This window comes from Ancylomarina sp. YFZ004 (genome assembly GCF_054254355.1).
Genome location: NZ_JBTCHQ010000002.1, coordinates 179,624 through 205,747, shown reverse-complemented (window position 1 = coordinate 205,747; position 26,124 = coordinate 179,624). Strand labels below are relative to the sequence as shown.

General features: G+C 35.9%; 20 protein-coding genes and 3 tRNA genes. 15 read left to right on the top strand and 8 right to left on the bottom strand.

All coding sequences use genetic code 11. The annotated features are described in order from the left end of the window. Positions 1-39: 39 nt before the first annotated feature. From purD to ACXR6G_RS04085, 3 genes are all read right to left on the bottom strand, one after another. A complete protein-coding gene (purD, locus tag ACXR6G_RS04095; RefSeq protein ID WP_458360126.1) occupies positions 40-1,311 on the bottom strand; it encodes a phosphoribosylamine--glycine ligase in 1,272 nt (423 codons plus the stop codon). Between the two features lie 182 nt (positions 1,312-1,493). Further along, a complete protein-coding gene (locus ACXR6G_RS04090) occupies positions 1,494-2,024 on the bottom strand; it encodes a hypothetical protein (RefSeq protein WP_458360125.1) in 531 nt (176 codons plus the stop codon). A gap of 10 nt (positions 2,025-2,034) precedes the next feature. Next, positions 2,035-3,378, bottom strand: coding sequence for a deoxyguanosinetriphosphate triphosphohydrolase (locus ACXR6G_RS04085; RefSeq protein ID WP_458360124.1), 1,344 nt, complete (start codon positions 3,376-3,378; stop codon positions 2,035-2,037). Positions 3,379-3,852: 474 nt separating this feature from the next. On the opposite strand from ACXR6G_RS04085, the gene ACXR6G_RS04080 reads away from it, so the two are divergent. The 8 genes from ACXR6G_RS04080 (at position 3,853) to efp (ending at position 12,292) form a co-directional block, all read left to right on the top strand. Then, complete coding sequence (locus tag ACXR6G_RS04080; RefSeq protein ID WP_458360123.1) at positions 3,853-4,581, top strand: ABC transporter ATP-binding protein; 729 nt, start codon at positions 3,853-3,855, stop codon at positions 4,579-4,581. 25 nt (positions 4,582-4,606) lie between these two features. Beyond that, positions 4,607-5,860, top strand: coding sequence for an ABC transporter permease (locus ACXR6G_RS04075; RefSeq protein ID WP_458360122.1), 1,254 nt, complete (start codon positions 4,607-4,609; stop codon positions 5,858-5,860). Between the two features lie 83 nt (positions 5,861-5,943). Next, positions 5,944-7,191, top strand: coding sequence for an ABC transporter permease (locus ACXR6G_RS04070; protein ID WP_458360121.1), 1,248 nt, complete (start codon positions 5,944-5,946; stop codon positions 7,189-7,191). Between the two features lie 36 nt (positions 7,192-7,227). Next, positions 7,228-8,388, top strand: a complete 1,161-nt coding sequence (locus ACXR6G_RS04065) for an efflux RND transporter periplasmic adaptor subunit (RefSeq protein WP_458360120.1) — start codon at positions 7,228-7,230, stop codon at positions 8,386-8,388. Between the two features lie 48 nt (positions 8,389-8,436). Beyond that, positions 8,437-9,831 (top strand): TolC family protein, encoded by a 1,395-nt coding sequence (locus ACXR6G_RS04060; protein WP_458360119.1) that lies wholly within the window; start codon positions 8,437-8,439, stop codon positions 9,829-9,831. Positions 9,832-10,046: 215 nt separating this feature from the next. Continuing rightward, positions 10,047-10,757, top strand: a complete 711-nt coding sequence (gene tsaB / locus ACXR6G_RS04055) for a tRNA (adenosine(37)-N6)-threonylcarbamoyltransferase complex dimerization subunit type 1 TsaB (RefSeq protein ID WP_458360118.1) — start codon at positions 10,047-10,049, stop codon at positions 10,755-10,757. Between the two features lie 66 nt (positions 10,758-10,823). Further along, positions 10,824-11,585 carry a DUF3108 domain-containing protein gene (locus tag ACXR6G_RS04050; RefSeq protein WP_458360117.1) on the top strand — a complete coding sequence of 254 codons (762 nt, stop codon included), beginning with the start codon at positions 10,824-10,826 and terminating at the stop codon, positions 11,583-11,585. Positions 11,586-11,722: 137 nt separating this feature from the next. Next, positions 11,723-12,292, top strand: a complete 570-nt coding sequence (gene efp, locus ACXR6G_RS04045; RefSeq protein WP_458360116.1) for an elongation factor P — start codon at positions 11,723-11,725, stop codon at positions 12,290-12,292. 54 nt (positions 12,293-12,346) lie between these two features. Here efp and ACXR6G_RS04040 read toward each other — a convergent pair whose 3' ends face one another. Both ACXR6G_RS04040 and ACXR6G_RS04035 read right to left on the bottom strand, forming a co-directional pair. Next, the gene (locus tag ACXR6G_RS04040) at positions 12,347-13,255 is read right to left on the bottom strand and encodes a TIGR01777 family oxidoreductase (RefSeq protein ID WP_458360115.1); all 909 of its coding nucleotides are present in this window, start codon (positions 13,253-13,255) and stop codon (positions 12,347-12,349) included. A 117-nt stretch (positions 13,256-13,372) separates the two neighbouring features. After that, positions 13,373-14,389 carry a glycosyltransferase gene (locus ACXR6G_RS04035; RefSeq protein WP_458360114.1) on the bottom strand — a complete coding sequence of 339 codons (1,017 nt, stop codon included), beginning with the start codon at positions 14,387-14,389 and terminating at the stop codon, positions 13,373-13,375. Between the two features lie 214 nt (positions 14,390-14,603). On the opposite strand from ACXR6G_RS04035, the gene ACXR6G_RS04030 reads away from it, so the two are divergent. Continuing rightward, entirely contained in the window at positions 14,604-15,725 is a 1,122-nt protein-coding gene (locus ACXR6G_RS04030; RefSeq protein WP_458360113.1) for a DEAD/DEAH box helicase, read from the top strand. An 86-nt stretch (positions 15,726-15,811) separates the two neighbouring features. On the opposite strand, the gene ACXR6G_RS04025 is transcribed toward ACXR6G_RS04030, so the two are convergent. Together ACXR6G_RS04025 and ACXR6G_RS04020 are read right to left on the bottom strand one after the other, a co-directional pair. Then, positions 15,812-17,098, bottom strand: a complete 1,287-nt coding sequence (locus ACXR6G_RS04025; protein ID WP_458360112.1) for a DEAD/DEAH box helicase — start codon at positions 17,096-17,098, stop codon at positions 15,812-15,814. Between the two features lie 183 nt (positions 17,099-17,281). Next, positions 17,282-18,793 (bottom strand): acyl-CoA dehydrogenase family protein, encoded by a 1,512-nt coding sequence (locus tag ACXR6G_RS04020; protein WP_458360111.1) that lies wholly within the window; start codon positions 18,791-18,793, stop codon positions 17,282-17,284. A 427-nt stretch (positions 18,794-19,220) separates the two neighbouring features. On the opposite strand from ACXR6G_RS04020, the gene ACXR6G_RS04015 reads away from it, so the two are divergent. The 4 genes from ACXR6G_RS04015 (at position 19,221) to ACXR6G_RS04000 (ending at position 19,936) form a co-directional block, all read left to right on the top strand. Continuing rightward, positions 19,221-19,294 (top strand) — tRNA-Asn (locus ACXR6G_RS04015). 49 nt (positions 19,295-19,343) lie between these two features. Further along, positions 19,344-19,417 (top strand) — tRNA-Asn (locus ACXR6G_RS04010). A 49-nt stretch (positions 19,418-19,466) separates the two neighbouring features. After that, positions 19,467-19,540 (top strand) — tRNA-Asn (locus ACXR6G_RS04005). 99 nt (positions 19,541-19,639) lie between these two features. After that, positions 19,640-19,936 (top strand): GIY-YIG nuclease family protein, encoded by a 297-nt coding sequence (locus ACXR6G_RS04000; protein ID WP_458360110.1) that lies wholly within the window; start codon positions 19,640-19,642, stop codon positions 19,934-19,936. A 491-nt stretch (positions 19,937-20,427) separates the two neighbouring features. Here ACXR6G_RS04000 and ACXR6G_RS03995 read toward each other — a convergent pair whose 3' ends face one another. Next, complete coding sequence (locus ACXR6G_RS03995; RefSeq protein ID WP_458360109.1) at positions 20,428-23,250, bottom strand: M16 family metallopeptidase; 2,823 nt, start codon at positions 23,248-23,250, stop codon at positions 20,428-20,430. Between the two features lie 357 nt (positions 23,251-23,607). On the opposite strand from ACXR6G_RS03995, the gene ACXR6G_RS03990 reads away from it, so the two are divergent. Together ACXR6G_RS03990 and ACXR6G_RS03985 are read left to right on the top strand one after the other, a co-directional pair. After that, on the top strand, positions 23,608-24,366 hold the full coding sequence (locus tag ACXR6G_RS03990) for a phosphatase PAP2 family protein (protein WP_458360108.1): 759 nt from the start codon (positions 23,608-23,610) through the stop codon (positions 24,364-24,366). Positions 24,367-24,449: 83 nt separating this feature from the next. Continuing rightward, entirely contained in the window at positions 24,450-26,069 is a 1,620-nt protein-coding gene (locus tag ACXR6G_RS03985) for an MFS transporter (RefSeq protein WP_458360107.1), read from the top strand. Positions 26,070-26,124: the final 55 nt, after the last annotated feature.

Here is a 26,124-nt window from a genome sequence, read left to right as displayed (position 1 = left end):
TATTCAACTTTTTTGCAAACTCAATTGTAAGTCATTCGATTATTGTAAATCGAATCCAATATCTTTTCTGTAATATTTACCTTCGAATTGGATTTTCTCAGCATTACTGAATGATTTCTTAAGGGCATCATTAAGATTATCTCCGTAAGAACTGACAGCAATAACACGTCCTCCATTAGTCACAACATCATTGTCGTTACTTGTTGTTCCTGCATGAAAAACAAGACTATCAGAAACCTGATCGAGACCACTTATCTTTTTACCTTTTTGGTAAGCTTCTGGATAACCACCAGAAACAAGCATAACTGTTGTTACAGTTCTTTCGTCTAATTCCAATTCGAATTGGTCTAGCTTTTTATCTGCAACAGCTGTCATTAATTCTAGGAAATCTGACTTGATACGTGGTAAAACAACCTCGGTTTCTGGATCACCCATTCTCACATTGTACTCTATTACGAAAGGATCGTTGTCAACTTTCATCAGACCAATAAAGACGAAACCTACAAATGGAGTCTTATCCTTTTGGAAACCATCAATAGTTGGCTTGATAACGCGTTCCTCAACCTTGTTCATGAATTCTTCATTGGCAAAATGAACAGGAGAAATTGCTCCCATACCACCCGTATTTAATCCAGTGTCGCCTTCACCAATTCTTTTGTAATCCTTTGCCTCAGCAAGAACTTTATAATTTTTACCATCTGTCAAAACAAAAACAGAAAGTTCTATTCCCGATAAAAATTCTTCGATAACAACAGTAGCACTAGCTGAGCCAAACATGCCACCAATCATTTCCTTAAGTGAATTTTTGGCTTCGTCAAGATTATCGATAATCAAAACACCTTTCCCAGCAGCCAATCCATCCGCTTTCAGCACGTAAGGAGCTTTTAAGCTTTCAAGAAATTGGTAACCTTCTTCTAGGTTATCAGATGTAATACTTCTGTATTGCGAAGTTGGAATCTTATGTCGAGCCATGAAAGCTTTTGCAAAATCCTTACTGCCTTCCATTTGTGCTGCAGCTTTTTCAGGGCCAATAACAGCAATTTGCTTTAGTTTTTCGTCAGCTAAGAAAAAGTCATGAATTCCATTTACTAAAGGATCTTCAGGGCCTACAATAACCATATCGATTGCTTTATCAAGAACAAAAGTTTTCACCTTTTCAAAATCGTTTGGATTGATGTTGACATTTTCAGCAATTTCTCCAGTTCCAGCATTTCCTGGAGCAACATATAGTTTTTCTAGCTTATTGCTTTGAGTGAGTTTCCATGCAAAGGCATGTTCTCTACCTCCTGATCCTAATACAAGTACTTTCATGTGCAAAATTTTGACTTCCCAGCTATTAACAGCCGGCGTTTCAATGAATTTATAGAATGGTTTATTTTTTTTTGTTTTCAAAAAGCATCATTCGAAAATAATGGTTTTGAAAAAACAAATTTACGGAATGATATGATTAAACAAATTGTGAAAAGCTATTTTTTTAAGAATGCTAAGTCGAACTATTCGAATTGAATAGATTTAAAGAAAATTTGTTTTTTGTCAAGCAGCAATTGTTTCATTCTAGTAGGGCCACCAATGGTAATCTGATAGATAAAATGACCTCTGAAAAAGAAGCGCTTGAAATAGGTAAATTCGTGTTTCCCAACCAGCATGGTATAGATAATTTCTTTTCCTAACATCCTTTGATAAGTCACACTTTGCTCTGAGACCAAAATCGCATCACTACTAAGCAAACTTCCTTCTTTCATTTGCTTGTAAAAATCAGTGGGATCTGTATGATTAAAATCAACATCAATACCCGAAAAATCAGAAGCCACAATACCATATATATTTGCAGCATCACGATGCGAGAAGACTTCGGACTTAATGCCATTCAGTTCTTGATTTCTGATGAAAGGCGTCTCTGGGAGCTCGAAACTTATTTTTGATATCTCCGATTTGGTTCTAATCCAATTAATCTGAGCATGAACTGTCGTGCAAAGACTGAACAGCACAAGAAAAACGAGGATTTTAGATTTTATATTTTTCATTTTAAGATTTCTAGTATGTGTCTGGAAGTTTTATACCTTTTATTGTTCTGTATAGATCAAGAGCAAAAATATCTGTCATTCCAGAGACAAAGTCCAAAACCGACATAATTTTCAAATAATCATCATCCCCTTTATGGCTGTATTGCTCAGGAATTAGTGATAAGAGTTTTTTTGAGTAAAAACTATTAGGCTTAAGAATAGCTTCAACAAATTCTTGCAGTAAAGTTCCCAAAATTTTATAACCAGCCAATTCAATTTCGAGTACTGAGCGATGTTTGTATATTTTTGATACAGCAAGCCTGGTACATTCTTTATAAGCTATTTTTGAACTTTCAGCAACCTCTTTTATAAGTGTCGATGTAAATTCACCTGCCATTATCTGATCTTCATTATTAATAAAAACGGTGACACATTCCTTAATTAATTTCCCAATAACCCCAGCTCTGATATAGGCAATCTGTTCATTGGTGTCACTAACTTCTTCGCAAGTTTCAGCAATTCGATCAAGCGAACTGATATCTTCAGTTTTATCGTAGAAATTCAACAACAAATGTTTCGTTTCTTCTGTAGTCAGAATTTTTAGTTTGTGAGCATCCTCAATATCCATGATTTGATAGCAAATATCATCGGCAGCTTCAACCAAATAAACAAGTGGGTGACGCGCAAAAATACCAGGCTTAATTTCTGGTATACCAAGTTCTTTTGCAATCTTTAAATAATTCTCTTTTTCGGTATTGAAGAAACCATATTTACGTTTCCCGACTTCAGGAATTTTATAGGCCTCCCAAGGGTATTTAATAATGGATGCTACGCTAGAATAAGTTAGAGCAAAACCACCTTTTCGTCTACCATTGAAAGCGTGAGTTAATAAGCGAAAGGCATTGGCATTCCCCTCGAAGTTGCAAAGATCAGCCCATTGTTCTTTTGAGAACTTAGATTCTAATTTCTTACCCTCCCCATGAGTGAAGTAGTATGAAAGCGCTTCTTCTCCTGAATGCCCGAATGGTGGATTCCCTAAATCATGAGCCAGGCAAGCAGTAGCAACTATATTGCCGATACTATCCAGGAAAGGATTATTTTCATATTTCTGTGAGCTGGCAAGTTTTTCAGTCAGTAGATTACCCAGGGAACGTCCTACACTAGAAACTTCCAGGCTGTGTGTTAATCTATTGTGAACAAAGATGCTGCCAGGCAAAGGGAAAACTTGAGTTTTATTTTGAAGTCTTCTGAAAGGAGATGAGAAAATCAAACGATCGTAATCCCGTTGAAATTGAGATCTAATTTCGTGTTCGTTTATTGCTACACGATCTTCCTGACCGAAGCGCTTGGCAGATAATAGTTGGTTCCAGTTCATGTTATTTTGTTGAATTTCTACTAAAATTCGTCATCATAAATCGGTTTGTGATTTAATCGAAGCTAAATTACACTAAATCCCCATGTTCTTTTAATCATTTAAGTTGTATTCACAGTTTTTTCAGAATTTAAACTAATATACATAAGGAGAGTGTCCGATTTCGAACGGGTGCGTATTGATATCGGACAAAATGTATAGTTTAATTAGTTGAGTATAATTTGTTATGTATCTAGTTTGTATTTGTTTGTGTTCGTTGGCACGACTATTGGTTTTAGATAGGCTTAGATATGTGTTTTAATTTATTTTAACTTAATTAAACGATATACTTCGTTAACTTTAACGAGACGTTCACCGAGTTAATCGGTTGTTTATCTAAATTTATTTGAATCCAAACCTTAAATCTTTAATATTAGATATCGAAACCCTGACCAAATTTCGATTCGATCAGAGAAGCAATTAAAAATACTAACTATTATGATCCGATTAAAAAATATTCACAAGTCCTATATTACAGGTGCTAATAAGCTTCATGTTCTTAAGGGAATTGATTTGCATATCAAAGAAGGCGAATTGATTTCTATAATGGGATCATCTGGCTCGGGTAAGTCTACACTCCTTAATATTTTAGGCCTTCTTGATAATCACGATGAAGGAACTTATGTATTGAATGATCAGGAAATAAAAGCGATGAGTGAAACTAAAGCTGCTAAACTTAGGAATAACCTATTGGGCTTTGTTTTTCAATCTTTTAATTTGATTTCATTTAAGAATGCCATGGAAAATGTGGCACTTCCTCTATATTACCAAAAAGTACCTCGTAAAAAGCGTAACAAGTTAGCTGTTGAATATCTCGATAAAATGGGATTGAAAGCATGGGCCGAGCATATGCCAAACGAATTGTCGGGTGGACAAAAGCAAAGAGTCGCTATTTCACGAGCAATGATAACCAATCCAAAAATCATTCTTGCTGATGAGCCAACTGGAGCTTTGGATTCTCAAACTTCGCTAGAAGTAATGGATCTGCTTAGAGAAATTAATAGAACTGGAATTACTGTGATAATTGTTACTCACGAAACAGATATTGCTGAAATGACTGATAGGGTGATCAACTTAAAAGATGGCATAATTGAATCTATCGTTGAGCACAACCATTCATTAAACGGTATCGATTCGATTATCAAAGAAGAAACAATCACGAAGTAATTCACGAGAATTTTAATTTCAGTCTATGTTTGATAGAGATAAATGGAACGAGATCTTCAGTACCATTCAAAAAAATAAAACCCGAACCTTTCTTACTGGATTTTCTGTAGCAACAGGAATCTTTATGCTGATTTTCCTTTTAGGAGCGGGTAGAGGTTTGCGCAATGGAATGAAAGATGTTTTCGCTCAAGATGCTACAAATAGTATGCAGATATGGGGTGGACGAACTACCAAAGCATATAAAGGAACACCTGAAGGGAAAAGAATTCAGATGGTAAATGCTGATGTGGTGAGTCTAAAGAAGTCCATAGTTAAGATGGATGCTATTTCAGCAATGAGCTATATTCCAGGTGCAGAGGTTATATCCTATAAAGATAATTTTGGAAACTTTAATGTTTCTCCAATTCATGACACCTATAAGGAAATCAAGAATTTCGATATTCTAAAAGGGCGTTTTCTGAATAAGAAAGACATCAATGATTATCGAAAAGTTGTGATTATTCAAGATGAAGTAGAAAAAGTCTTATTTCCCAAAGAGGTAGCTATAGGTAAATATATTAATATTAATGATATTAAGTTTAAGGTTGTTGGGGTGTTTCATCAGAAAGATTTTAACGGAAATTCTCGAGATATTTATATCCCGATTACAGTAGCTCAGAGGATTTTCAATAATAACGATCATCTTCAACGAATTTCTTTTACCCTTAGTGATGTTTCTGTTGAGGAAAGTAAAGAAATTGAGAAGCAGATTACATACCAAATGGCTGCGAGGCACAATTTTAGCAAGGAAGATAAAAATGCCTTATGGATTCAGAATAGTATAGAGCAATCTAAAGGATTTTCTGATTTGTTTAGTGGTATTGAAAAGTTTGTTTGGATCATTGGCATTTTTACAATTCTACTGGGCGTTATTGGTGTCTTTAATATCATGATGATTGTTGTGAAAGAAAGAACCAAAGAGATTGGTATTCGAAAAGCTATTGGAGCATCGCCAGTTTCTGTTGTTTCACTTGTTTTGATGGAAGCTATCTTCATTACTGCGGCTTCGGGCTACGTTGGTTTGATTGCTGGGGTTGGATTACTTGAGGCAATTTCAGAATTTAATCTTATTGAAAAACTGTATCCTCCAGCGGCAATTTATTTTTTAAATCCACAAGTTGATATAGGAATTGCTATTGGTGCAACAATTGTTCTAGTAATAACAGGTGCTTTGGCTGGTTTTTTTCCTGCTCGTAGAGCTGCCTCTATTCGACCGATTGAAGCATTGAGGGATGAATAGTTTCTTTTTAAGTAAGTAATTGAAAGGGATTTTATCTCAAAGGTGTCAAAGAGATTCGATTCAAAATCAAAAAAAACAAAAGAATGTTCGATTTAGATAAATGGCAGGAAATTACTTCTGCCCTCAAGAAAAATAAATTAAGAACGGCTCTGACAGGCTCAGGAGTTATGTTTGGGATTCTGATATTAGTTACTCTTTTGGGGCTAGGAATGGGTTTTCAAAACAAAATGAAATCAAACCTAGGGAATTTGGCAACGAATTCGACTATTTTTTGGGCAGAAAGAACAACAAAACCTTATAAAGGCCTCCCTAGACATCGTAGTTTTCAGTTCGAGAATTCAGATCTGATTGCAATGAAACGATCCATTCCCGGAATTGAGAATGTTGCTCCGGAAATCAATGCCTGGAGTAATGGAGATCCTTATAATACTTTTAGAAAAGAGAAAAAAGGGAATTTTAAAATCAAGGGCTCCTCTCCTGAGATGAATAAAGTAATTCCGGTGGAAGTTCTCTCAGGACGTTTTATCAATGAAAATGACTTGAAAGAAATGAGGAAAGTCATAACGATAGGTCCTCGCGCAGTTGAACTTATGTTTGAGGATGATGAGGAACCTCTGGGGCAGTACCTGAAAATTAATGGTCTCTTCTTTAAAATCATTGGTACTGTTAAACCATTAAGCCGAATTATGGGGATGAACGATGATATCGTTCAAATGCCAAACACAACACTACAAAAAATTTATAACCGAGGAGAAAAGTTTTATGCCTTTATGGCAACGGCAAAAGTTGGAGAATCGGTTGAAGAATTAGAAGATGACATTATAACCTTATTAGCTCGTCGTCATAAAATTAATCCCGATGATAAAGAAGCTTTCGGGCATTTTAATCTGGCTAAGCTTTTCAATAAACTCTTTGGTCTATTCAATAGTATTGGCTTCTTGTTTTGGGTGATTGGCTTTGGCGTTTTAATTACTGGAATTATTGGAGTCAGCAATATAATGCATGTTGTCGTAAAGGAACGGACTCGTGAAATTGGCGTGAAACGTGCTCTTGGAGCCAAGCCTTGGGAAATTATCAGTCAGATTGTTACTGAGGCTGTTTTCCTAACCACTTTTTCAGGCTTTTGGGGCTTGGTTATTGGAGTCTTGATAGTTGAAGGGGCTGGTAAAATGGCTGGGAATGATAATCAAATGATTTTAAACCCATATGTTGACATAAAAGTAGCCTTTATCGCGCTTGGAGTTTTGGTTGTGTTTGGCTGTTTTGCTGGATTATTGCCCGCACAAAAAGCGATGAGAATTAAACCTGTTGATGCTTTACGTTACGAATAAATAACACTTGATATAACACTTGAAATAACATTTGATATGAAAAAAGTATTTAGAATTGTATTGATCGTATTTGTTATCGGTCTGTTCTTGGGAACTTTGGTTTTCATTTTTAATAAATCACAAGAGAAGCCTGAAATTTATGATACCAAATCTCCGGAAATCACCGATATTATTAAGAAAACTGTTGCTACTGGCTCAGTAATTCCTCGCAAAGAGATTAAGATTAAACCTCAAGGTGTATCTGGTATTGTTGAGACTCTATTCGTTGAGGCTGGACAGATGCTGAAAAAAGGTGATAAAATTGCTAAAATCAAGATTATTCCTGATATGATTAATTTGAACTCAGCTGAATCTAGAGTTGAGAGAGCACAAATTAATTTTGAAGATGCTCAGATTAATTTTAATCGCGACAAGCTCCTTTTTGAGAAAAAAGTGATTTCAGAATCTGATTTTCAAAAGCCTCGTTTATCTTACCGAAGTGCTCAAGAAGAGTTGAGATCTGCAAAAGATAATCTTCAGTTGATTAAAGAAGGTGTGACTTCTAAGTCAGGATCTGCTACTAATACAATTATTCGTTCAACTATTGAAGGAATGATACTTGATATCCCAGTTAAAGAAGGTTACTCAGTTATTCAGAGTAATACCTTTAATGAAGGAACCACTGTAGCTATTGTTGCAGATATGGGTGAGATGATTTTCCAAGGTAAGGTTGATGAAACTGAAGTTGGAAAAATCAAACAGGGTATGAATCTGAAGTTGACGATTGGTGCAATTGAAGATTTTAAGTTTAATGCTCATTTAGAATATATATCACCTAAAGGTGTTGCAGAAAATGGGGCTATCCAGTTTGAGATTAAGGCATCAGTAGAGTTAAGTAAAGACTTCTTCATTCGTTCTGGTTACAGTGCAAATGCTGAAATTGTTCTTGATAGAAGAGAGAAAGTTTTGAGTTTAAACGAGAGTTTGTTAGAATTTAGTAACGATTCCAGTTTTGTGAATATCGAAACAAGCCCTCAAGTTTTTGAGAAACGATTTGTTAAGACAGGACTGTCTGATGGTATTAATATCGAAATCCTTGATGGAATAAGCAAAGATGATAAGATCAAGGGAGAGAAGATGTCAAAAATTGAGAGGATGAAGGAGATGAAGAGGAAGAAGGATGAGGAAAAGAAGAAAAAGAAAAAAACAGATAAGTAATTAAAAATTCATCTCGTCAGGTAAACAAACAAAACTAATTAGAACAACATGAAAAATATATTCTTAACCATTCTCTTATTCTCTCTTGGCTTGGGACTTCAAGCACAGGAAAAGTGGGATTTAAAGAAATGTGTTGATTATGCAAAGGAGCACAATATTGCTTTGCAATTAAAGAAGCTTGATGCAGATTTGCAAGCAAATAATACCAAACAGTCAAAATTTAATCTTCTTCCTACTTTAAATGGTAGAACAGATTATGGTTTTAATTATGGGCGTACATTAAATAGTTCCAATACCTATTCTGACCAAAATGCAGAAAGTGGATCTTTGTCATTATCATCAAATGTGACCCTTTTTGAGGGGTTTAAAAAGAGGAATTCACTTAAGCAAAACGAATTGGATTTAAAAGCATCACTTGAGGATGTTGAGAAAGCAAAAGAGGATTTAGCTTTAAATATCACGTCTTACTATTTGGATATTCTATTTAAAAAAGAACTGTTACAAGTGGCTAAAGAACAATTAAAAGTTACTGAATTGCAAATTGAGCGTACTTCAGTTCTGGTAGAGGCAGGTACTTTGCCTAAAGGAACTTTGATGGAGCAAAAAGCCCAGGCAGCTCAGGAAGATTTAACAGTTGTTAGTTCACAAAATAAATTGGACTTGAGTTTGTTGGATCTAGCTCAGTTGCTTGATCTGGAAAAGATTGATGGTTTTGATATTTCTATTCCACAATTGCCCGTTGTGAATGCTATTAAGTCTATGATCGATCCTGAATCTGTATTTGCATATTCCCTTAAGGTTCGTCCTGGCATTAAGTCTGCAAACCTAAGATTGGAGAGTTCAATAAAAGGTTTAAGTATTGCCAAAGGAGATCGTACACCTTCATTGTCAATGTACGCTTCTTGGGGATCTTCTTATTCGAATGATAATCCTGAATTTGGAGACATGTTAGATATTAATGGAACCCCGATTCTTGATGCTTTTGGCAATAAGCAAAGAACTATAATTCGTTCTGAGATGAGACTTTCAGATCAGTTAAATAGCCGTGAACGTAAAGCATTTGGCTTTCAGTTGAATATTCCGATATTTAATGGAGGAATTGTAAACAGAAATATCAGTAACGCTAAAATTAATATCGACCGTTCTAGATTGAGATTGGCAAATTCAAAAAATATTCTTCGCAAAGAGATTCAACAAGCACATGCTAATGCTCTTGCTGCGATGAAAAAATATTTTTCAAGTGAAACAGCTGTTTATTCAACAGAAGAAGCTTTCCGTTATACCGAAGAGAAGTTTAATTTAGGATTGGTTAATTCGGTGGATTATAACCAAGCTAAAAACAACTTGTTGAAATCGAAATCGAATTTATTACAAGCTAAATACGAATATATTTTTAGAACAAAAATCATAGACTTCTATAATGGAGTTGAAATCAGTTTATAATCAAGTTTTCAAGTAAGTTTAGTTACTCCGATTCGATGAATTTCGAATCGGAGTTCTTTTTTTATTGGCATTACAGATGAAGAGAGTGTAAAGGTTCTTTCTAATTCCCTTTTTATAGCTTAAATTTGCGATCTAAACATGTTTGTAAATAACTATTGCATTACATCATAAAAAGGAGAGAATCATCTCAGATTCACATGTAACTACTCAAGATAATGGCTTTAATACTAAATATAGAAACATCAACTGCAGTTTGTTCGGTTTCATTAGGAAAAGATGGTGAATTAATTGCCTATAAGGAAAATAAGGAAGGAATGAATCATGCGACTCATCTGACTGTTTTCATCGATAGTATCCTTAAAGAAAATCAGTTGACCCCTGGCGATCTTGATGCTGTAGCTGTAAGTATGGGACCAGGTTCTTACACCGGTTTACGTATTGGCGTTTCTACCGCAAAAGGTCTTTGTTATGGTAGTAGTTTGCCATTAATTGCAGTGAGTACTTTACAAGCTATGACGGCTCCTTTACTGAAAAATAAAGATATTATCTCACAGTTAGGTGATCCTGAAGCTAGCATTTTTTGTCCCATGATTGATGCCCGTAGAATGGAAGTTTATACGGCTTTTTATTCTTTTAAAAATGAAGAGATTCGTAAGGTTTCAGCTGAAATAATTGATGAGGAATCTTTTGTCTCTGACTTAGATAAAAGTGAGATTGTGTTTTTTGGCGATGGTTCTGCAAAATGCCAATCGAGCTTACAAAGTCAGAATGCTATTTTTGTTGATGACATTACACCAACAGCTATTGGAATGATTCAATTATCAGAGGCTAAATATAAAACAAAGGCATTTGAAGATGTAGCTTACTTTGAGCCATTTTATCTAAAAGACTTTGTAGCAACCACTCCAAGGAAAAATATATTTTAAAAGCATTCGTTTTTCTGCATTGAAATAGCGATATTGAATGACTTATATTCTCTAAAGCTACAGATTATGCGAAATATATGCTTCTTGCTTTTATTCACACTTTTTTTCTCAGCTTCGAGTTTTGCGGAAGGTGGTACCCTACTTAAGAAGAAAAATGAACATCTGAAGTATGTGATTCATTATGGATTTATCAGAGGAGGGAAAGCCAGTTTAAAACTCAAATCAGGGCGCTATAAAGGGCAAGAAGTACATCATTTAATCTTGAGTGGTCGTACTACTGGGCTGACGAATTCTTTATTTGGTGTAAAAAACACCTACGAAAGTTATATCAATAAGGAAACTTTATTGCCTATAAAGGCAATCAGGAGTATAAAAGAAGGGAGCTATAAACGCTATAACGAGCTTCTTTTCGATAGGGAAAAAGATAAGGTCTATAGTAAACGATCTGGTGAGCATGATGTGGTTAAAGGAGTTCACGATATTTTATCTGCTTTTTATTTTGCACGAGTTAAACTGTTTAATTCTGATTTGGTAAAAGGTCAAAATTTAAAAATTGATACTTATTTCTCAGATGAACCATTTTTGTTACAGTTCAAATTCATGGGATATGAAACGATCGATAGTAAGCTAGGAGAGATAAAGTGTTATAAGTTTATCCCAGTTGTTGAAACAGGAAGAGCTTTTGAAAATGAAGATGATATGCATATTTGGATCTCGGCAGATGAGAATAAAGTTCCTGTTCGAGTTCAGTTTGATTTGTTTATAGGTTCTTTGCGTTGCGATCTCGTTAGTTTTCCTCATATGACAGTTGATCCAAACGATATTTAGTTTTTTTTGTAGAGAAAAATTAAGAATTGCTGGCATGCAAAATGCACAATATCTGTGTTATATTTCTGAATGAGGATAGTTTCGCTTACTTTTGGCAGGAAATATAAAAGGATAATTTTAAATTAATATATAACAACATGGCAAGTACTGCAGATTTTAAGAATGGTATGTGTATCCATTTTAAGACTGGTTTATATACGATTGTTCAATTCCAGCATGTTAAGCCTGGTAAAGGTCCAGCTTTCGTAAGAACTAAATTGAGAAATGTAAAAACAGGTAAGGTTATCGATAATACCTTTACTGCTGGTTTAAAGATTGATGTTGCAAGAATCGAACGTCGTCCATACCAGTATCTTTACAAAGATGATATGGGTTATAATTTAATGCATACTGAAACTTACGAGCAGATTGCTTTAGAGGAAGAGTTATTCAATGCTCCAGACCTTTTAAAAGAAGGTGATCACGTTGAAGCTGTCATTCATGCTGATACTGAGACTCCACTTTATGTAGAGCTTCCTACTCACGTTGTTATGAAAGTTACATACACTGAGCCAGGTCTTCGTGGGGATACGTCTTCAACAAATTCACTTAAGGCTGCAACTATTGAGACTGGAGCAACGATTATGGTTCCTCTTTTCGTCAATACAGATGATGTTATTAAGGTTGATACACGTAACAGAGAATATGTTGAGCGTGTGAAGCAATAAGCTAATAAAGCTAAAATATTTAGAAGGCTATTTCATGAAAGTGAAATAGCCTTTTTAATTTTTCAATAAATCCCTCAAGGCAAATCTAAGTTTTGGATACTTAAACACAAACCCACGCTTGATAAGTTTATCAGCAGATACTCGGCTTCCTCTTAAAAGAATAACGGACATTTCGCCCAATATAAGTTGCAATAGCAGAGCGGGTATGTTGGGGAAAAAGAACGGTTTCGTAAGTGTTTTAGCTAAAGTCTGAGTAAAGCTTTTGTTCGTTTGGAAATCAGGAGCCACGGCGTTAAAAACACCTTCCATCAATTCATCCTCAATGGTTTTGATATAAAGCCCGCAGAGATCATCTATATGAATCCATGGCAGGTATTGTCTACCATTCCCAATAGCAGATGCTAAACCCATTTTTACGGGGATGAGCATTTTTGATAAAGCCCCACCTTGTTTGTTCAGAACCAAGCCTGTTCTTAAAATTGACGTTCGAATGCCTAATCCTTCAAATTGCTTAGTTGTTCGTTCCCACTCGAAGCAGGTTTCTCCAAGAAAATCATTTGAAGCTGGATGCTCTTCAGTAAATATTTGATCAGATGTAATGGCCCCATAGTAACCAATAGCTGATGCCGAAATATAAGCCTTCAGTTCTTTCTTCTGTTTTCGTACTTCATTAAAGATGAGGTTTGCAGATTTAACTCGACTATCTAGAATAAGTTTCTTTCTTGAAGAGGTCCATTTTTTTTCGGCAATATTTGCTCCTGCTAAATGGATAATATAATCTGATGAAGCGATGGCGTCTGAATCAATTTGATTCTTACTTGGATTCCAAAGATATGTTTTGAATGTTGTATTATTCTTTTTGGTTCGACTCAGAATAGCAACATCATAACCTTTAGATTGAAACTTCTCACAAAGCGCTTTACCTACGAGTCCTAATCCGCCACTTATTAATACCTGAGTCATAATTCTTAAATTTTAAGAGATTCTCATCTAAAATTAATAAAAATAGCGACACTGTTGTTTAAACTTGAGCTCAAGAAAAATCCCAAACCTTATGGCTTGGGATAAATATGTGGTATCTTATTTAATTGGGCGTTTTGTTTTGTCGAAGAAGAAATTGTCAAAAACGATTCTCTCTTCTTTTTTCAGTGCCAGAATCAGAATGGCACTTTTAAGAAATCCGTATCCATAACTGTAGAGCTGTATAAAACTGGCAAGAATAGCCAATAAAGAAATGGATAAACTCTTTGTTTTAATCATTGATTCTATGAATAGAACACTTGCTATAAAAGCTAGCGGGCTTAAGAATATTGGGTTAATAGCTATTGCCAGAATCACTAATAATAAACTGCCAAGTAAAAATAGAGAAGGAATAGTGTAAGTCAATTTAAACTTATCAGGATACCACTTGATTAATACAGGTCGCATCACTCCAAATTTGTATACTTGTTTGATGAATTTAGAAAAGTCGACACGTCTTTTGTGAAAAACATAGGCTCTCTCAATTAGTCCAACTTTGAAACCTGCATTCATAATTCGGTAACTCAGATCAGGATCTTCACCAGGAGTAACATCAGTATAGCCACCAACTTTTTTATAAACCTCTTGCTTAATTCCCATATTAAAGCTTCGAGGTTGGTATTGATCGAGTTTATTCTTTTTACCTCGAATACCACCCGTTGTAATGATAGAAGTCATAGCGTAGTTAATCGCTTTTTGAACCTTACTGAAAGATTCATGAGCACTATCTGGTCCACCAAAAGCATCGAGAGGAGTTTGAGCTAAATGTTTTTCCACCTCTTCGAAATACTGAGGCGGTATGATGCAATCCGAATCGAAGAAGATTAAATAATCTCCTGTGGCCATACTCATTCCTACATTACGGCTATCACCAGGACCTGAATTTGCTTTGAAATGATATTTAATATCAAGCGCATTGGAATAACTTTTTACGATAGTAGAACAATCTTCTGTAGAGCCATCCTCAATCATGAGAATATCAAAATTCTTATAGGTTTGCTTGGCTAAGCTTTCGAGCAACTCTTCAGCTTCGTCAGGTCTATTGTAAATGGGAATAATGATTGAATATTTAGGCATACTATTCGATTCTATTGTTGAAAAAGGACTTGTATAATAAGTCTCTAAATTTCGTTATTAAATTTTCATCCCAAACTTAATAAATCTGAAGGGTTTTATTGAAATAGATTCTCTTAAAAAATGTACTAAACTGTGATAATGTCCATTGCTATATTCATTTGCATGCATTTATTTAATAAGGTATCTTTGTGCCCAAACTAAATAAATATCTGTTTTGGAGAATTTTAAAGAACTGGGAGTAACTAAAAACTTTCTTAAGGGGTTGGACGATATGAATATTGTGAAGCCTACTGAAATACAAAGTAGAGTAATTCCAATATTACTAAGCGGAGATGCTGATCTTATTGGTCAGGCTCAGACTGGAACAGGTAAGACTGCTGCTTTTGGTCTACCTATGCTTCATCGTATCAATACACATCAGAAAGTCGTGCAAGGCCTAATTTTGGCTCCAACAAGAGAGCTGGGACAACAAATTGCTAAGCAGCTTTTTAAGTTCACGAAGTTTTCAGAACAAATTTTTACTGAGGCGGTATATGGAGGAGCACCTATCGATAAGCAAATTGCGGCTTTACGACGTCCTACACATATTATTGTTGCAACTCCTGGTCGATTAATCGATCTTGTTAAGAAAAAAGCAGTTGACTTAAGTCATGTATCTACTGTGGTACTCGATGAGGCTGACGAAATGCTAAGTATGGGATTCAAAAAGGAACTTGATGAGATTTTGACTTATACAGCTTCAGCTCAAAATAAATGGTTGTTTTCGGCGACTATGCCTCAAGGTATTCGACAGATGGTAAATCAGCATTTGAAAAGTAACGCTCATCGAATTGAAGTGAGTGGGAAAAATGTTGTGAATAAAAATATTGAACACAAGTTTTTGATTTGTGATGAGTCAGAGAAATTGAATATTTTGCTTCAGTTTTTAAGTTCACAAAGTGATAATAGAGGTCTTATTTTCTGTAAAACGAAAGTTGCAACACAGACTCTAGCTAAGCAACTAATTGCAAGAAACATTCCTGCTGATGGTCTTCATGGCGATTTGTTACAAAAAGAGCGTGATAAGGTGATGCGTGCTTTTAAAAAAGGAAATCTACAGATGATCGTTGCAACTGATATTGCAGCTCGTGGGATCGACGTAGAGGGACTTTCTTATGTTGTGCATTATCAATTACCAGATAAGGAAGAATATTACACACACCGAAGCGGAAGAACGGCTCGTGCGGGTAAGGAAGGCCTTTCTCTATCTTTAGTAACAACTAAGGAGATGAAAAGTATTAGATATTTCCAAAAAGCTTTAAATATCAGTTTCAAGCAAATCAGACAAGCGAAATAATTTTAGGTTCATCCTAAATCAGATATAAAAAAAACTCATGATTATAAAATCATGAGTTTTTTTGTGCTGTATAAGTTATGAAAACATTAGTCTCTTCTCTTAGTAAAAGGCTTACGTCTTCTATCATTTTTATTTTCAGGATTAACCTTCTTTTTAGAATCTGATCTTTCATCAGTACGTCTAGGTCTTTGAGATCTCTGTGGCTTTTTAGCTTTCTCTACAGGTTCGTTGTCTCCAGAGTTTAAGAATGGATGATCTTCAATAACCTTAATTTGCTGTCCAATTAACTTATGAATATCCTTTAGATAAGCTTTTTCCTCCCCATCGCAAAAAGAGATGGCGATTCCACTGGCTGCGGCTCTACCTGTACGTCCAATTCGGTGTACGTAGGTCTCAGCAATATTAGGAAGATCGAAGTTGATAACTAAAGCTAAATCAGATACGTCGATACCACGAGCAGCAATATCCGTTGCAACGAGTACTTTTGTTTTACCTTCTTTAAAGTTTAGTAAAGCCTTTTGTCTTTGATTCTGAGACTTGTTCCCATGAATGGCTTCAGAATCAATATCAACCTTTTTCAAGAACTTGGTGATTTTGTCAGCACCGTACTTTGTTCTAGAGAAAATTAGTGTTGATTTAATTGTGTTACGAGTTAAAAGATGAACAAGCAACTTAGGCTTATTCTTCTTGCTTACGTAATATAAAGCTTGCTCAACGCGTTCTGCAGTGGTTTGCTTGGGTGCTATGGTTACTTTCTCAGGATTACCTAGCATCTTCTGTGACAGCTTCACAATTGCTGTTGGCATAGTCGCTGAGAAGAATAAAGATTGTCTCTTAGCAGGCAGTTTAACTAAAACGCGACGAATATCGTGAATAAAGCCCATGTCAAGCATATGATCAGCTTCATCAAGAACAGAATACTGAACCTCCTTTAATGAGACGTATCCTTGATCCATCAAATCTAATAATCGACCTGGAGTCGCTACTAAAATATCAACACCTCGGCGTAATGCTTGTGTTTGAGAACTTTGCTTTACACCACCAAAAATAACAGTGTTTACAAGTCCTGTATGTTTTCCATATTCAGTAAAACTATCACCAATTTGAATAGCTAGCTCACGTGTAGGGGTTATAATTAATGCTTTAATCTTACGTTGACCTTTGCTATTATGATTATCGTTGTAAAGATGTTGTAGGATAGGAATGGCAAATGCAGCCGTTTTTCCCGTACCTGTTTGAGCACAACCCAATAGGTCCTTTCTTTTAAGAAGGATTGGAATAGATTGTTCTTGTATAGGAGAGGGATATGTATAGCCTTTGGCCTCAAGGGCTTTCAGGATAGGATCAATAATGCCTAATTCTTTGAATGTCATGTATAATATATAAAAGCGACAAAGATAGGGTAATAGTTTGAAATTCTGCGCTTTTGCGAATAAATGCGCTTTTTATTTGAACTTCAGGTATATCCTCACCCTTATTTCATCTTACAAGAATTCCCCTTCCTTACGAGAAAGAAGGGGGATTGTTGCAATAAATAAATGTGTTTCCATCTACTTCTAGGTGAACGAAAGCCATGAGCTTTGATCCTTGTATTCTTCAGTAGGAGAGACGTTTGTTTGGAATTTATATGAACTCACAAGCATTGATATTTCATGCTTTATGGTTTCTAAACTGTCGTTGATTAAATCAGATCTAAAGCCTTTTGCTCCCAACTGAACAACATGATCAGCTGCCACAACCTTACTAATGATTTTACCTAGATCAACAATTTTTCTTTGTGGAAGATTCGTGTCAAGCGTAAAGTCAACAACATTTTTAAAGTAATCTGAAACATTCTTAGTCAGTTCATGGTTCTTAAAGAAATCTGAAAGATTCATATTCTTCTTTTTTGTCATGATTTTCATCACCATCTCCGAAAGCTGCGTATAAAGCATGTCATTCGAACCTTCAAAAATTTGAAAAGGTCGAGAGTCTATGATGGCTCTAGAGCCAATGCTTTCTGCTTTGTAGCCATTAGCTCCACTCAGTTGAGTAAGTGTCTGTGCGGCTTCTTGCATCATATCTGTTATGTATGCCTTCATACTGTTGGCTTCGATAGCAGCAGTTGCTAAGTTGTTTTCAATTCCACTAATTAGTGAACTTCGAGAGCACATAGCTGAACAAATGGTAAATGCAGATTGAATACGACCAATTTGGTGACGAACTTGATCCAAGCTTATTAGTGATTTACCAGCGACAATTCTTGTTGAACAGTGTTTGATTGATTCATCAAGCATACGACGAATGAAACCCATTCCCATTCCTGGAAACTGTAATCGACTTCGGTGCAAAAGGTCCATCATCAACTTTAAGCCTGTTGTTTCAGGCTCTAGTTTGTATTGCTCTGGGACTTGAATGTCGATTGAGTTCTTTCCATATGGAATAGGGTAGAGGCCTAAGTTATTGTAATATTCTTCAACCTTAATAACTTGTTTAGGTTGTTGAACGTCACAAATAAAGAAGTCAATATCCCGACCTAATTTACCACTCTGATCTTGAGAGCGTGAGGTCATTAACCAGTAATCGGCCATACCTGTAAGTCCTTGCCAATGCTTAGTTCCTTTTATGTGGTACGATTCACCCATTTTAACATTCGAAGTCTGCATACCTAATGCATCACTACCAAAATCGGGCTCTGTAATCATTAAACCACCCATATTCTGTTGAGTAAGGAAACGGTCAAAAATGCCTTTTTTTACGTTTTCTTGCGCGTATTTTGCAACAGGCTCAAGGAATAAAGCAATGTTAATACCAAAGGTTAAGGCTAATGGGAGCGATTCGTACGAAGCTGTATCCAAAATGCCCAAGCATTCTTTCACCTTAGCTCCACGACCGCCGTATTCTTTAGGAATAGCTACCGATAATGGGTTCTTTGCCATGATATCTCTTAGTACCAGTGCAGGGAATCCCCTTTTCTGGATAAACTTTTCGATATTATCTTTCTCGTAAAAAGCACTTTGTATCGTCTTTTTAATAGCGCTTAGGAACTCTGAAAAAGGAAGATGTTCCGCGATATTAGAAGTTATCATCTATTGTTTATTTTAAATTAGTACAAATAAGAATAGTTGTTGTGCAAAGCTAAGATTTAAAAATAGATAAAGACATTTAAGTCTGATTATTTAATATTCTATTATTCTCTCCCTAAGATAATCAAATTTGACAAGCTCATAAAATGATTCTCTTCTTATAAATTGCTTGTATTTCTATTGGGCTTTATTGAGGCTAGACTATACCTATTTCCAATGTAAGTAGAAAAAATGATATTTGAAGCAAAGTTTTTTTTGAGCATATCTTCCTGATAAGAAGCTAATTTGAATTGTTGGAAAAAGAAATATTCGTTTTTTTGAAAAAAATAAGGGGAGACTCTTGTATAATTGGGGAAAAGCGCTTAGTTTTGCATCGCAAATTTAGTCAATAAAGCGTGTCTTTATAAGCAACTAAAATTTGTAAATAAATTCCTTTTTAGCTCAGTTGGTTAGAGCATCTGACTGTTAATCAGAGGGTCCCTGGTTCGAGTCCAGGAAAGGGAGCAAAAAAAAACCAATGCTGTGAGGTTTTAAAAAAGATCATCAGTTATATTCCTTTTTAGCTCAGTTGGTTAGAGCATCTGACTGTTAATCAGAGGGTCCCTGGTTCGAGTCCAGGAAAGGGAGCAAGAAAAAACCAATGCTGTGAGGTTTTAAAAAAGATCATCAGTTATATTCCTTTTTAGCTCAGTTGGTTAGAGCATCTGACTGTTAATCAGAGGGTCCCTGGTTCGAGTCCAGGAAAGGGAGCAGAAGCCGTTCGATTTATCGAGCGGCTTTTTTGTATTCATTATTTTTTTGAATCTAGGTATAGGTCATGTTTTCAGATTATTATCTTAATTTGGTTATATGTATTTCATCTATATCCTATATTCCGAGACTTCAGATAAGTATTACGTCGGTTATACTGTAGATGTTGAGAAACGTCTCTATTTTCACAATAATCCAATTAAAACCTGCTATACATCGAAGCATACGCCATGGGTGTTAAAAAGATTTTTTAGCGTTGGTGATTCAAAAATGAATGCTCTTCGAGTTGAAAGGAAAATAAAGAAGATGAAAAGCAGAAAGTTTATTGAAGATTTATTGGACCTTGACGAAGGTCAAGTTCTTTTTACATCTCTTTTAAAGCAATTTGAAGATTAGGCTACTCTGTTTATCAGTCCCGACCTGTCGGGATGGTTCGAGTCCAGGAAAGGGAGCAGAAGCCGTTCGATTTATCGAGCGGCTTTTTTGTGTCCATTATTTTTCATGAACCTAGGAGAAGATCATATTTTCAGACTAGTATGGATCAGGTACAAAAACGGGGTCTATCTGATTTTAAGCATAAATCTTAGTAAGCCTAAAGAGGAAGAATGTGATGTCCGTAACCCCTCTAAATTGTTTTCTGAATTCCTTTGTTTTGGCATTGAAAGATTACCTTAATGAGGGCTTCGTCTTTCCTCAGTGGTATTTGTGTCATTTTAATGCCGATATAGTGTTCATTGCTTTCCTTAGTAAATGGAGCAATGAATCCTGCTTTTTCTTAATACACTCATTTTATCCTCTGGGAGGAGGAGTGGACTTTTTTTGAATGCACAAAAAAAAGGCCCCACTGTGTGAGACCTCTTTTAAACTATTTAAGTTGTTTCTGTATCCTATTGTTTTGGGGACATTACAACTTCAACTTTAGCAGGTTTTGCAAAATATTTTTTAGCAAATTTCTCCACTTTTTCTTTTGTGATGGAGTTTATCATGCTTTCGTAAGCTTCAAGACTTACATTGTTTTCTTTATAAACGTAGTAATGATTAATTGCATTTAACCAGTAGCCATTCTTGCGAAGGTTTTCCTGACGCTCTTTAATGAAGTTTTTCTTGGCTTCATTTAGGTCATCTTCCTTAACACCTTTGGTGAATAGATTCTGAATTTCATTATAAACAATACCTTTAAGCTTTTCAGCCTTGGCAGGGTCTGTATCGAATTGGATAGATAATTTGTATTCTTCGCGAGGGAATTTGTCTACATTTGCCCAAACTCCGACACCATATGAACCGCCTTCTTTTTCGCGAATAACTTCTAAGTATTTCTTGCTCAGTAATTTTGCAACGACATCCATCATGCTTGAATTCTCTTTAGTGTATTTGATATCACCATGGAAATCAATATGAATGGTCGTTTTAGGCGTTTCCATCTCTCTTTGGAAAAGATTGTAGGTATCTTTTTCAGGATAATCCACACCATTATCTTTCCAGTTCTCTTTTCTGTCGATATCCTTAATGCTCCCTAGGTAGGTTTCGATCATTGGCTTAGCCTGGGCTTTATCAATGTTTCCTACAAATACAAAGGTAAAGTCACTGGCATCAACAAATCTTTCTTTGTAAGCACGTTTCATGGTTGCAAAATCCAGTTTATTGATCATATCAGTATTCATCAATATAGTACGAGGATGATGATCGGTTGAAGTCATCGAAACAGAGTCGCGAAAGGCTTTGTTTACATCAGTACTCATATTGGCTACAAAAGCCGAATAACGTCCTTTTAAAGCTGTAAAAGCGTCTTCGTCGAAACGAGCTTGCTCAAAGTGCATGTGTATTAATTGCAGTAGGGTTTCAAAATCTTTTACAGAAGAATTTCCACGCAATCCTTCTGATAATTCGCCAACGTATGGCGAAACCCTAACTTCTTTACCCGTCAATAATTTTTGCAGGCTCATCTGATCAAAATGTCCCAAACCAAAATTTGCAACAAAACCACCCATCATTTCAATTGAGGCTAGATCTTCTACATCGTATAAAGAAGATCCTCCTTTACTAAAAGCTTTGAATAGAATTTGGTTGTCTTTAAAATCAGTTGTTTTCACAACCACTTTTGCCCCGTTGGCAAGAGTCCATTCTGTTGCACCGAAATCTTTCATATTCGATTCCTTAACAACTTTACCTGCTTCAGGAATTTTTGCGATCAAAGGCTCATTGATCACTTTATCTTCGTAAGCTGCCAGCTTAGCTTGCTTTATCTTGGCTACTGTAGCAAGAAGTTGCTCTTTGTTTGGCAAACTTAATCCTTCTTTTTCAGGAGCAGAAAGGGTGATGATGATGTTTTCTTTGGTCATCCATGTTTTAGAAAGGGCATTTAATTCCTCAACTGAGATGGCAGGTAGTAGCTTTGTCATGGCTTCGAATTCAAATGCTATGCCAGGAACAGGTTCGTTGGTCAAGTAGTTTTGTTTATAACCACGTACCAAACGGTCGTTATGCTGCTTGTTTCTTTCTTTATATTGTTTTTCCATTTGGCTCAGCATGGCCACTTTGGCTCTCTCTAATTCTGTAGCAGCAAAACCATAACGATGTGCTCTTTCCGTTTCGCTTAACAAGGCTTCAATACCCCCAAGAATATTGTCTTCTTTAAGTGTAACACTGTTATGGAAGACGTCCATTTTTCTGGCGCGATTGTAATAAGCTGCAAATCCACTAACAAAAGGTGCATCCCCTTTCTGAAGAAGTTCCTGGTAGCGATCGCCCAACATGCTTGAATAAAGAGATGCAATAAGATCGTTGCGATAATATTTCATGTTTTTATCAGCAAATTCAGTGGCTTTGTGTTTGTAGAAGATGTCGAAACTAATGTTGCTGGCTTCTGGATCTGTGATAACACTTACAACCGGTTCTTTGTTGTTAGGTACATCGTAATAAATTCTTTTCTTAGGATTTTCAACTGCAGGGATATGGGCAAACATCTCTTTGATTTTTGCCTCAAATTTTTCAGCATCAATATCTCCAACAATAACAATTGCTTGTAGATCGGTACGGTACCAATCGTGATAGAAATCGCGAATGACTTTGTGATCGAAGTTGTCGATTACGTCTAAATCTCCAATTACATCGCGTTTGGCATATTTTGAACCCTGGTAGATGGCTTTGTTTTTCTCCAGATAAACGCGCATGCCTCCTGAACGACGAGTTCTCCATTCTTCGTGAATAACACCCCGCTCGTTGTCAATTTCTTCGCTATCAAGGCTAAGGTAGTTCGACCAGTCGTGCAATACCAATAGGGCAGAGTCCAATAGGTTTGCATTGGATGTTGGCACGTTGCTAAGGTTGTAAACTGTCTCGTCAACGTTGGTGTAGGCATTGATGTTTCTACCGAATGCTACGCCATATTTCTCTAAATAATTTAGGACACCTTTACCCGGAAAGTTCTTGGTTCCATTAAAGGCCATATGCTCTAGAAAGTGAGCTAGCCCATTTTGTTCGTCATTCTCAAGAATAGCTCCAACATTCTGTACAATATAAAAACTTGCACGATCTTTAGGTTCTTCATTGTGTCGAACGTAGTAGGTTAAACCGTTGGCTAATTTTCCTGTTCTGACATTGGGATCCATAGGGATTTTTCCGTCTAGGGCAGGTGCTTTTTGCGCCGTAAGCATGCTTGTGCTGGTCAGTAAGAAAGCACTACCTAAGCAGATTTTGCTAATTAGATTCATAATAATTTTAAATTTATTTGAGTTAGTAGGATTCAATTAATAACATAATTGAAACATTTATCTAAGATAGGTAAATAATAATATGTTAGTAAAAGATGTGTGTATTGTTAAGTTATTTTAACAATTTAGAGGTTTTCTACATATGGTATGCATTGTTCTATTGTTTATTGTGTGGGATAGGAAGAGGCATTTTTTTGTTAATTATTGATAGGGTGTAGATCTAAATAGGCCTTCTTGTGCGGTGTTTGTCTTTGGTTGGTTTGATAATTTATTTTTGAAGAGTAGCTTTTTGATCTTTACATATGCTGATCGTGAAAATTCTTCTACTTTTGTTAGGTTTCATAAAAATAGTTGTACATGTATCTCTCGAAAAAAAAGAATTGGAGTCTCATTTGTCTACTCTTAGTTTTGTTTGTTAGTCAATCTCAGGCTCAGTTTGTTGATTCAAATCAAAGAAATACTTCTTCCAAAAATAAATCTGAACGCTTAAATCCAGGTTTGGGAAAAGAAGTTTTCTCAAAGAAAAACCTTCTGATTTTCGGTGGCCTTTTAGGCTCAGCCTTTCTACTTGATGAGCTGGTTAAGGATGGTATGACTCATAATCAAAATGGTTTTATGGATGGCTTTACGGATATCTCTAATGAGTTTGGAGAGAAAAAATATCTGGCACCAGCCACACTGGCCACTTGGGCTATTGCGATTGCCATTGATGATGAACGACTATCTACAACGGCTATGAATTCAGCTAAGGCTTTGATTTGTGGAGCGGTTTTAACAGAGAGTACCAAATTTATTGCTGGACGTTCTCGTCCTGATATGAACAGAGGTTCCATGCATTTTGATGCTTTTAATGGAAGAGGAAATGATAGCAAATCCTTTCCATCGGGACATGCATTTGTAGCGTGGTCTGTGTTCACTCCTTTTGCAAAAGAATACAGCAAGTGGATCTATGTGGTTCCTGCTGGTGTTAGTTTGGCTAGAATGTATCGCAACCGCCATTGGTTTTCCGATGTGGTTTTAGGTAGTGGAATAGGTTACTTTGCTGGACTCTATTTCCATAAAAGGAAAAATCAGAAGGTTCTTTTTAATGGAAATGGAATTGTGATTAAATTCTAAATGTAGAATGTCATGTTCTACGTGGCAACTTATTTGTAAATTCCCGACCCATAAGATCAATAAAATTTCGAAAATATATAAACATGAGTGTAGCTAGAGTTTTGAAGAGTTTCCCAAAAACATTTTGGGTTGCGAATACAATTGAACTGTTTGAGCGTTGGGCCTGGTATGGTTTCTTTATGCTTTTTGCCAATTATCTTACTGGATCATCTGATGCAGGTGGGCTTGAATTTACCCAATCAGAAAAGGGTATGATTATGGGTATCGGTACGGGAATCCTTTACTTCTTACCAGTCGTTACAGGATCAATAGCTGATAAGTATGGTTACAAAAGGGTTTTGTTTTTATCCTTCATCATTTATATATCTGCTTTTATACTCTTGCCCCAATTGGATACTTATACAGGTGTTTTTATCGCCTATCTATACCTAGCCCTTGGTGCTGCACTCTTTAAACCTATTGTATCTGCAACGGTAGCAAAAACAACCAAAGACGAGAACGCATCTATTGGTTTTGGTATCTTCTATATGATGGTTAATATTGGAGCCTTTTTCGGGCCATTGGTAACTCTATTATTCAAAGGGTCTCAGCTGATTTTTTATATCTCAGCAGCCATGATCTTAGTTAATTTTATTTTGCTATTCTTTTTTGATGAGCCTAAGACAGCTGAAGAGAAAAAGGAAGCAGCCAGCCATAGCTTTTTGGACCTGATTAAGACTCTGATCGTATCGACTCTGATATTTATGTCGCTATTCGGCATTTTTCTTGTGATTTGGTTATTAGAACGTCCGCTGTTTATTGTGCGTTTATTCTTCCCTTATGGCGAACAATTGGCTTTCAGATGGGCTAAACTTGTTAATTTATTGCCAATTGGAGAATCGAACAAATCTGTTTTTAATAACACAACTAGCATATTTAAAGATACTAAGTTTATCACCTTCCTGGTGATTGTATCGGGTTTTTGGACCATGTATTTGCAACTGTTTTTCACCTTACCAGTGTTTATTGCACAGTGGGTTGATACCTCGAGTGTTTATGCTTTTTTTAGTGAATATATGCCTTTCTTTAGCGATAATTACGGTATGGCTAACGGGCAGATGGAGGCTGAGTTTATTACTAATTTCGATGCCTTATTTATTATTATCTTCCAAATTGTGGTTTCCTCCATTGTGATGAAAATGAAACCCTTGAATTCAATGATGGTGGGTTTTTTGGTTTGTGCCATTGGTATGACACTTACTCTGATGACTCAGAATGTGATGTTCACTGTGGGAGCTATGTTTATTTTCGCAGTTGGAGAAATGGCGGGTTCTCCTAAAATTACCGAGTACATTGGTCGTATTGCACCATCCGATAAGAAAGCCATTTACATGGGTTATTCTTTTATTCCTGTATTTATTGGTAATGTATTGGCAGGTATCATTTCTGGTGATGTTTACCAGAAGATTTCGGATAAGGTTGAGTTTGTAAAGGCTGAAGTTGCAAGCTTGGATTTATCGATCCCAACAGGTCTTTCTAATAATGCTTATTTTGATGCTGTTGCAGAGAAAATGAATATGAGCAACATTGAGCTGACGCATCATCTTTGGGAAAAGTACAATCCTTCACAGATTTGGTATGTGATCTTCTCGATTGGATTAATCGCAGTCGTAGCTTTATTTCTTTACGATCGCTTTCTGATTAAGGATGATTCTTCCAAATAGGATGATCTAAAATAATAAGAGAAAAAAAGAGCTTTGATCCATGGATCAAAGCTCT